1 protein-coding gene is annotated in these 255 nt (G+C 39.2%); it reads right to left on the bottom strand.

All coding sequences use genetic code 11. From position 1 onward, the window contains the following. Window positions 1-3: 3 nt before the first annotated feature. On the bottom strand, window positions 4-255 hold a 252-nt coding region (locus AAEZ00_RS21705), incomplete at its 5' end, for a GspH/FimT family pseudopilin (RefSeq protein ID WP_502959362.1).

The raw sequence follows: 255 nt of genomic DNA on the forward strand, positions 1-255 counted from the left end.
TTACTAACTGCAAGTAACGGTGGTGCTAACTTTAGACATTCTGCCTGACGAATTTATATTTACGGCCTCAGATGAACTACTGTCTGCGCTGCCAGGGCAATATCGAAAAATGCCATTGAGACCATTAGCCATCATTCCATCAGGATTAAAAGTATACCGCGTTAGATCTGACTTTATAATATCGTTACTATTAAATGCATCGACTTTACGTAAGATCACATCAGCAATTCCATTGGTTGTATCCATTGTTCCAGT

It is taken from the genome of Shewanella sp. S1-49-MNA-CIBAN-0167, from assembly GCF_040310145.1.
Lineage (GTDB): Bacteria > Pseudomonadota > Gammaproteobacteria > Enterobacterales > Shewanellaceae > Shewanella > Shewanella psychromarinicola.